This is a genomic window from Citrobacter sp. S55_ASV_140, assembly GCF_018919505.1.
GTDB classification, from domain to species: domain Bacteria; phylum Pseudomonadota; class Gammaproteobacteria; order Enterobacterales; family Enterobacteriaceae; genus Citrobacter; species Citrobacter werkmanii.
In genome coordinates, this window is sequence record NZ_JAHLQZ010000010.1 from 48,801 (window position 1) to 57,746 (window position 8,946).

At 51.4% G+C, this 8,946-nt stretch carries 7 protein-coding genes; 3 read left to right on the forward strand and 4 right to left on the reverse strand.

Translation table 11 applies throughout. The features are described from left to right. The first annotated feature begins 60 nt into the window (after positions 1-60). The 3 genes from asnS (at position 61) to aspC (ending at position 4,517) form a co-directional block, all read left to right on the forward strand. Positions 61-1,461: an asparagine--tRNA ligase gene (asnS, locus tag KQJ18_RS03505; protein WP_038639361.1), complete on the forward strand. Its 1,401-nt coding sequence runs from the start codon at positions 61-63 to the stop codon at positions 1,459-1,461. Between the two features lie 605 nt (positions 1,462-2,066). Further along, positions 2,067-3,143 carry a porin OmpF gene (ompF, locus tag KQJ18_RS03510; protein ID WP_121528839.1) on the forward strand — a complete coding sequence of 359 codons (1,077 nt, stop codon included), beginning with the start codon at positions 2,067-2,069 and terminating at the stop codon, positions 3,141-3,143. A gap of 183 nt (positions 3,144-3,326) precedes the next feature. Then, on the forward strand, positions 3,327-4,517 hold the full coding sequence (aspC, locus tag KQJ18_RS03515; protein ID WP_042309427.1) for an aspartate transaminase: 1,191 nt from the start codon (positions 3,327-3,329) through the stop codon (positions 4,515-4,517). 54 nt (positions 4,518-4,571) lie between these two features. On the opposite strand, the gene KQJ18_RS03520 is transcribed toward aspC, so the two are convergent. The 4 genes from KQJ18_RS03520 to KQJ18_RS03535 all read right to left on the reverse strand — a co-directional run. Then, positions 4,572-5,219: an MBL fold metallo-hydrolase gene (locus KQJ18_RS03520; protein WP_038639351.1), complete on the reverse strand. Its 648-nt coding sequence runs from the start codon at positions 5,217-5,219 to the stop codon at positions 4,572-4,574. 28 nt (positions 5,220-5,247) lie between these two features. Further along, complete coding sequence (locus KQJ18_RS03525; RefSeq protein WP_003831948.1) at positions 5,248-5,796, reverse strand: YcbK family protein; 549 nt, start codon at positions 5,794-5,796, stop codon at positions 5,248-5,250. Positions 5,797-5,973: 177 nt separating this feature from the next. Beyond that, the gene (gene ldtD, locus KQJ18_RS03530; RefSeq protein WP_216421417.1) at positions 5,974-7,725 is read right to left on the reverse strand and encodes a L,D-transpeptidase; all 1,752 of its coding nucleotides are present in this window, start codon (positions 7,723-7,725) and stop codon (positions 5,974-5,976) included. Positions 7,726-7,985: 260 nt separating this feature from the next. Further along, the coding region (locus KQJ18_RS03535) for an SbcC/MukB-like Walker B domain-containing protein (protein WP_275945174.1) at positions 7,986-8,946 on the reverse strand (961 nt) is incomplete at its 5' end.

The following is an 8,946-nucleotide window of genomic DNA, read 5'->3' on the forward strand; positions in this document are numbered from 1 at the left end:
ATCCCCCCCATTACGGGTGGACATGTGTTTATATATCCGACTATTAACAGAGAGAATATTATGAGCGTTGTGCCTGTAGCCGACGTACTCCAGGGCCGCGTAGCCGTTGACAGCGAAGTCACCGTGCGCGGATGGGTACGTACCCGCCGAGATTCAAAAGCTGGCATCTCCTTCCTCGCCGTTTATGACGGTTCCTGCTTTGATCCTGTACAGGCCGTCATCAATAATTCTCTGCCCAATTACAATCAGGACGTATTGCGCCTGACAACCGGCTGTTCAGTTATCGTAACGGGTAAAGTCGTTGCGTCGCCTGGACAGGGACAGAGCTTTGAAATTCAGGCCACTGAGGTTGAAGTCGCGGGCTGGGTTGAAGATCCTGACACCTACCCGATGGCGGCCAAGCGTCACAGCATTGAGTATTTGCGTGAAGTGGCGCACATGCGTCCGCGTACCAACATGATTGGTGCGGTAGCGCGTGTACGTCATACGCTGGCGCAAGCACTGCATCGTTTTTTCCACGAGCAGGGTTTCTTTTGGGTATCCACGCCGCTGATCACCGCTTCCGATACGGAAGGCGCTGGTGAGATGTTCCGTGTTTCTACGCTGGATCTGGAAAACCTGCCGCGTAACGATCAGGGAAAAGTCGACTTCGATAAGGACTTCTTCGGTAAAGAAGCCTTCCTGACCGTTTCTGGTCAGTTGAACGGCGAAACCTACGCCTGCGCCCTGTCCAAAATTTATACCTTTGGCCCGACGTTCCGTGCAGAAAACTCTAACACCAGCCGTCACCTGGCAGAGTTCTGGATGCTGGAGCCAGAAGTGGCTTTCGCCAATCTGGACGACGTGGCAGGCCTCGCTGAAGCCATGCTGAAGTATGCTTTCAAGGCCGTACTGGCAGAGCGTGCGGATGATATGAAATTCTTCGCTGAACGCGTAGACAAAGACGCGATTTCACGCCTGGAACGTTTCATTGACGCCGACTTCGCGCAGGTGGACTACACCGACGCGGTAAGCATTCTCGAAAAATGCGGCAAACAGTTTGAAAACCCGGTTTACTGGGGTGTGGATCTCTCTTCCGAGCACGAACGTTATCTTGCTGAAGAGCACTTTAAAGCGCCGGTCGTGGTTAAAAACTACCCGAAAGATATCAAAGCGTTTTATATGCGCCTTAACGAAGACGGTAAAACCGTTGCGGCAATGGACGTACTGGCTCCGGGAATCGGTGAAATCATCGGTGGTTCTCAGCGTGAAGAGCGTCTGGACGTGCTGGATGCCCGTATGCTGGAGATGGGTCTGAATAAAGAAGATTACTGGTGGTATCGCGACCTGCGCCGCTACGGTACCGTTCCGCATTCCGGCTTCGGCTTAGGCTTCGAGCGTCTGATTGCCTACGTTACTGGCGTGCAGAACGTCCGTGATGTCATTCCGTTCCCGCGTACTCCGCGTAACGCCAGCTTCTAAAGCTGAATTTTTAATCCAAAGGCCAGCATTCATTGCTGGCCTTTTTTGTAACCGCTCCACGTTACAGGGATCCCCATAACACGTTAAATACAACCCTTCGCCTCCCCTCTTCCTGTTACGTAATATTTCACAGCAACACATTCGAACAAAAAATAACCAGCAGTTTTATTGTGGATTAGCATTTTCTGATTAAATAGTACATTTTTTAACCTTTCACATGGCTGTCCAGATGTCCATAAATCACCTTCAGTTAAATCAGTTCTTTTAGTCATAGCGAAGAAAAAGCGGTCTTAGCAAAATTAAATATAAGAAAATCATATAAATAGAAATAACAGGGGTGATTTTTAGCGCAGAGACATCTGAAGTTTGAAGTTGTTCACAAAGTTGCATAAAAATAACATTTTGTTACACATTTTTTCTTTTTGAAACCAAATCTTTATATTTGTAGCACTTTGAGAGTAGCGAAACGATAGTTTGAATGGAAAGATGCCTGTCAGACACATAAAGACACCAAACTCTCATCAATAGTTCCGTAAATTTTAATTGACGGAATTTATTGGCGGCAGTGGCAGGTGTCATATAAAAACCGATGAGGGTAATAAATAATGATGAAGCGCAATATTCTGGCAGTGGTTATCCCTGCTCTGCTGGTAGCCGGGGCAGCTAACGCTGCAGAAGTTTATAACAAAGATGGCAACAAAGTAGACATTTACGGTAAAGCCGTGGGTCTGCACTATTTTTCCAAGAACAACGGTGATAACGCCTACGCGCCTAACGGCGATCAGACCTATGCCCGTCTTGGTTTCAAAGGGGAAACTCAGATTAACGACCAACTGACCGGTTACGGCCAGTGGGAATACCAGTTCAGCGGCAATAACCCAGAAGGCGGTGACGATGCCCAGAAAGGCAACAAAACCCGTCTGGCGTTCGCCGGTCTGAAATTCGGCGACGCGGGCTCCTTCGACTACGGTCGTAACTACGGCGTCGTATACGATGCGCTGGGTTACACCGATATGCTGCCAGAATTCGGTGGTGATACCGCTGCTTCTGACCAGTTCTTCTCCCAGCGTAACGGCGGTCTCGCAACCTACCGTAACTCCAACTTCTTCGGTCTGGTTGAAGGCCTGAACTTCGCCGTTCAGTACCTGGGTAAAAATGAGCGTGATGACGTTCGTCGCTCTAACGGCGATGGCGTTGGCGGTTCTATCAGCTACGAATTCGACGGCTTCGGTATCGTAGGTGCATATGGCGCAGCTGACCGTACCGATGCTCAACAAAACCCGGCTCTGCGCGGCCATGGCGACAAAGCTGAGCAGTGGGCGACCGGCGTTAAGTACGATGCGAACAACATCTACCTGGCAGCTAACTATAGCGAAACCCACAACGCAACCCGTATCGCTAACGGTTATGCCAACAAAACTGAAGACGTGCTGTTGGTTGCCCAGTATCAGTTCGACTTCGGCCTGCGTCCGTCCCTCGCCTATACCAAATCTAAAGGTAAGGACATTGAAGGCATCGGTGACGTAGATCTGGTGAACTACTTCGAAGTGGGTGCGACTTACTACTTCAACAAAAACATGTCCACCTATGTTGATTACATCATCAACCAGATCGATTCTGACAACAAACTGGGCGTAGGCTCTGACGACACCGTCGCAGTAGGTATCGTTTACCAGTTCTAATAGCAGACCTCTTTGTTAAATGCCTAAAAAACAGGACTTCGGTCCTGTTTTTTTATCTCTGCTAGCGGATTCTTGCGTCTTAAAAAAACACCTCAGCTTTTCGTCAGTAACGGTTGGCATTTTGTAAATCTACCGTTAACCTGATAGCGGACTTCCCTTCTGTAATCACTATGGAACCTCGTCATGTTTGAGAACATTACCGCCGCTCCTGCCGACCCTATTTTGGGTCTGGCTGATTTGTTTCGTGCCGATGACCGCCCAGGAAAAATAAACCTCGGGATCGGTGTATATAAAGATGAGACAGGCAAAACGCCGGTACTGACCAGCGTTAAAAAAGCCGAGCAATATATACTGGAAAATGAAACCACCAAAAACTACCTTGGCATTGACGGTATTCCAGAGTTTGGTCGCTGCACTCAGGAATTACTGTTTGGTAAAGAGAGTTCGCTTATCAACGACAAACGCGCACGTACAGCACAGACCCCTGGTGGTACTGGCGCACTGCGTGTAGCAGCTGATTTCCTGGCAAAAAACACCTCGGCTAAACGCGTTTGGGTGAGCAATCCAAGCTGGCCGAACCATAAGAGCGTCTTTAACTCTGCCGGTCTGGAAGTTCGTGAATACAATTATTACGATGCGGCAAACCACTCTTTAGACTTTGATGCGATGCTGGCAAGCCTCAGCGAAGCGCAGGCCGGCGACGTGGTGTTATTCCACGGCTGCTGCCATAACCCAACCGGTATCGATCCAACACTGGAGCAGTGGCAAACGCTGGCTCAGCTTTCCGTCGATAAAGGTTGGTTGCCGCTGTTTGACTTCGCCTACCAGGGTTTTGCCCGTGGTCTGGAAGAAGATGCGGAAGGTCTGCGCGCATTCGCGGCGCTGCACAAAGAGCTGATCGTCGCCAGCTCCTACTCCAAGAACTTTGGTCTGTACAATGAGCGCGTAGGCGCCTGTACGCTGGTTGCAGCCGATGCTGAAACCGTTGACCGCGCGTTTAGCCAGATGAAATCAGCCATTCGTGCTAACTATTCCAACCCGCCGGCACACGGCGCATCCGTAGTCGCTACGATTCTGAGCAACGACGCGCTGCGCGCCATCTGGGAACAAGAGCTGACTGATATGCGCCAACGCATTCAGCGCATGCGTTTACTGTTCGTGAATACGCTGCAGGAGAAAGGTGCAAGCCGCGACTTCAGCTTTATCATCAAACAGAACGGCATGTTCTCATTCAGCGGCCTGACTAAAGAGCAGGTTCTGCGTCTGCGTGAAGAGTTTGGTGTCTATGCCGTCGCTTCCGGACGTGTAAACGTAGCCGGAATGACGCCAGATAACATGGCGCCGCTGTGCGAAGCGATTGTCGCAGTACTGTAATCAATAGCGCACAAAAAAAGGCCGCAATCGCGGCCTTTTTATTTATCTGCGCTTTTACCAGACAGGCATTTCATCCTGCAGGAACGGGTTATGCAACCGTTCGTGACCCAGCGTAGAAAGTGGACCGTGGCCCGGAATAAACGTCACGTCATCGCCCAACGGCAACAGTTTACGTTTAATCGAATCAATCAATTGGCTGTGATCGCCGCGCGGGAAGTCGCTGCGTCCTACGCCGCCTTTGAAAATCACGTCACCCGAAATCAGTAATTTTGACTGCTCATCAAAGAAGACCACATGCCCCGGCGTGTGGCCCGGACAATGCAGTACGTGTAACGTCACATTGCCCACGCTTATCCGGTCGCCTTCATTCAACCAGCGATCGGGCGTCAGCGGCTCACAATCTCCCAGGCCAAACATCCTGCTCTGAGCAGGCAGCCCCTGTAGCCAGAACTCATCTTCTTTTTCCGGGCCAATAACCGGGACACCATAATGCTGTGCCAGTTCAGCCGCCGCCCCAACGTGGTCAAGATGACCATGAGTGAGCAGGATCTGCATAAGCGTCAGACCGCTGGCATCCACTTCCTGTTTGATTTTCCCGGCATCGCCGCCGGGATCGACCAGCGCGGCCAGACGAGTCTGCTCACACCAGATTAACGAGCAGTTCTGGGCAAATGCAGTGACCGGAATAATACGATAGTTCATACAGCTCCTGTTTCATTAAGCTTACGGATCACCAGTGCCGTGCAGGTCCGGTGTCAATATGCACAAAGTTACTGCTGGGGTAGTATCCTACACCACCTGCGCGCATAGATAACGCAGCTTTGCGAATATTACTTAATGCGATGCCTTCAATATGGAAATCCATAGCCTGGCCTTTCGTGTGGTAGCTTTTCTTAGCGACACCACGGCTGCGCGCACGGAGTTCATTATTGGTATCGATTGAGCGATAGCCAGAGATCAGCTGTACGGGTTTACGCGTGCCCAGCAGGCCCTGCAGACGGAAGAGTTGGTCAAACAATCCCGGGTCAATGGATTTCACTTTATTGGCCCGAAAATCACGGAAAAAGTGGTTAAGTTTTGCTAATTCGTCCTGAATATAGCCCCTGCCATCAAAAAACTCTGCTTTTATTGACTCACCGGTATGCAGGTTATTCAGAGTCAAGATACGCGGACGTGGGGTAGAGAGTGTGGCAAACGCGGGCGTAGGCAGGATGGCAGCGCCGAGGGCAATGCCACCAAGCGCCAGCAGTTTGCGGCGATTAGCGTCAAATTTGTCCATGGTATTAAGATCTACAAGGTCAATGTTATCGTATGTATGCTCTAGCGCACGCGGGAAACCTTATCTGGCTAAGTAGTCTACGTCAAGGCTCCCAACCCCAGGAAATACGGGGCTTACAGCCATTTTGCCCCGTTTCCGACATAACTTACGACAATCATTTTTCTCGAACTGCTTCATTTATCTGATTAATTGTTCGGCTTTTGACACAATTTGTGCGCTGGATCGCGCTGTCAGATCGTAATTGTAAATATCTGTACGATACTGCGTCCGACCATCCGCTCCCACAAACGCGGTCAGGTAGTAGAGATTGACCGGAATATTCTGGCGAATATTCACGTACCGTGTATCCCCTTGCTTCAGGGCGTCCGAGATGCGCGAATCATTCCATCCCGCATCCTGTAACAGCATATTCGCCAGCTCAGATGCCTTATTCACACGCACGCAGCCTGAACTAAGCGCCCGCGTATCTTTCTGGAACAGATTGTGATTCGGCGTATCGTGCAAATAAATAGCATCTGAACTCGGCATATTAAATTTATAACGTCCGAGTGAGTTACGCGCGCCCGGCGCCTGCTGGAAGCGGAACGGCAGATTGGATGCGGTGATGGTCGCCCAGTCAACCTGCCACGGATCTATCGTCTCTTTGCTATTCCAGCCGCGCATTACGGTATAGCCGTGACGCTCAAGGTATCCCGGATCATTCCACAACTTAGGCAGAATATCTTTTCGTGCCAGCGTCGGCGGGACGTTCCACGGCGGGTTCACGACCACATTATTCAGCGCACTGCTCATCATCGGCGTTTTACGATCGGGACGCCCGACGATGACACGGGAGGCCAGCACCTGATTACCGTTCTGGTAATAGACCAGCGAGTAGGCAGGAATATTGACCATGATACCGGTAGATAAGTCACTCGGCAGCAGGCGCAAACGCTGAATATTCAACGCCAGCACCCCCGCACGCTGCGCGGGCGTTACGTTCAGCCAGTCACGCGTTGCGGGTCCAATTGCGCCATCAGCCCCCAGCCCCTGCCAGGTCTGAAACCGCTTCACCGCCTCGACCAGTTCACTGCCGTAAGCGCTACGCCCTTCTTTAGCAGCCGTACTGACGACTGATTCGAGCATCCCGGTACGGCGTAAAATTTCACGCAACGCGGGCATGTCGTTACTCCACTCGCCAGGACGCAGCGTCGCGGTACTGGTTAACTGCGGCCAGGGACGCGTATCGCTCACCAGTTTTAGCAACGATTCATGCATGGCTGCATACTGCGGATGCTGAGGTGCCAGGCTGGCAATAAACGAAGTCAGCTGGCCATTATCCAGCGCCACCTGCCATTGGTTGATCACGGAAATCGGCGGAGTTGCCAGCGCATAGGGCTTGTTACTGTAGAGCCAGCGATTACCTTTGACAGGAATATTCGCGATAAAGTGCAGATATCCCATCAGGGCATCAGAAAGCACGATGTCTCGCGCCTGACCGGTTACCGCCGGGTCAGTCAGCAATGCGACCCAAGTGGTAAATTGCGGCTGGAAACCAGCAATCGCCACCTCGGCTAACTGTTGCTGAAATGCTTTTACCGCATCACGATTTTCCCACATCGGTTTCATATCGCGCGCAGCGTACAGCCGCTCCAACTGACTCATGTATACCGGCGTGAAGCCCGCTGGAAGTTGAGATTGTAAGTCGGCGCGCGCCTTATCGACAGACATGCCCTCTGGCAGCGGTTGAATACCCGCCATAATAGCAGTAGCGGAAGATTGAACCTGCGGTTGCGATAACGCCGTAGGCTGTTCACTGACGGACGCTGAGCTATCGCCAGGAATCATTTCAGGCTCGTCGGCCTGCGCATTGAACAGTGGAGCGAATGTTACGGCCAGGCACAAACTGATTGCCGAGAGCCGACGACCACACATTTTATTAAGCAACATCCCTTGCCCCCTGTTTTCTTTATCATACTTTGGATAGCCAGGCCGTATGCATTCCCCCTAAGTTAGTTGGGGTCGGACCTGTAAAACGCCAATACACGCTGAAGTATGACGAGCAAGCCTGCGATGCGTTAGGCTTACCTTTAGTATATAAACATCAAATAGTTTTTGCCTAACCTAATGTAAAGAAGTCTAAAGAAATCACACCAGGCATTACGTGCTTTTCAGAAAAGCAGAAGGCGGCTATTTAGCCGCCTTCTTCGTTAGCTTGCCTGTGAGGAAGCGTCTTCAGTTCCCGGCAGTGGTTCAGGTAACTGCGGGGCAAACCCGCGTAGCCCCACCACGTGAACGTGCTCGGTGTTCTGGAAGACTTTACGCACCAGTTTGTAGGTGGTGCCTTTCTCCGGGCTGATGTTTTCCGGTGCCGCGATAATCAGTTGCATCTGCAAACGCTCGCACAGTTCAAACAGGGTCGCGATGGAGCGGGCATCAAGTCGTGCGGCTTCATCAAGGAACAACAGTCGGCATGGCGAGATATCTTTCCCACGCAGTCTGCGACCTTCGTCTTCCCAGCTTTGCACAACCATCACCAGAATAGACATCCCGGTCCCGATCGCTTCACCGGTGGACAGTGCGCCAGATTCAGCACGCAGCCAACCGTCAGATCCACGGTTAACCTCGACTTCCATTTCCAGATAGTTACGGTAGTCCAGCAGCTCTTCACCAATGGTTTGCGGCGTGCGTTGCCCCATATCAATCTGCGGATTCAGTCGCTGATACAGCTTCGCCAGTGCTTCAGAGAAGGTCAGACGGTTGCTGTTAAACAGATCCTGGTGCTGTTCATGCTGCTCGGAAAGTACGTCCAGCAAGGTGGCATGCGTTTCACGCACATTGACATTCAGACGTACACTGTTGACCTGGCCAAACGACACGTTTTGCAGCCCCTGGTTCAGCATACGAATACGGTTTTGTTCGCGCTGAATCGTCTTACGAATGATGTTTGCCACGCTGCGGGAGCTGATCGCCAGCTTCTGTTCACGCGAGGTTAATTCTTCCGTCAGACGGCTCAGTTCGATCTCCATCTGTTCAATCGCTTCCACCGGATCGTCGGTACGAATAATATCCTGACGAATACGTTCACGCAGATGCTGATAAACCGCGACAAAGAACTGAATTTTACGCTCCGGGCGCTTCGGATCTTCAGACATGCGCAACACATCACGC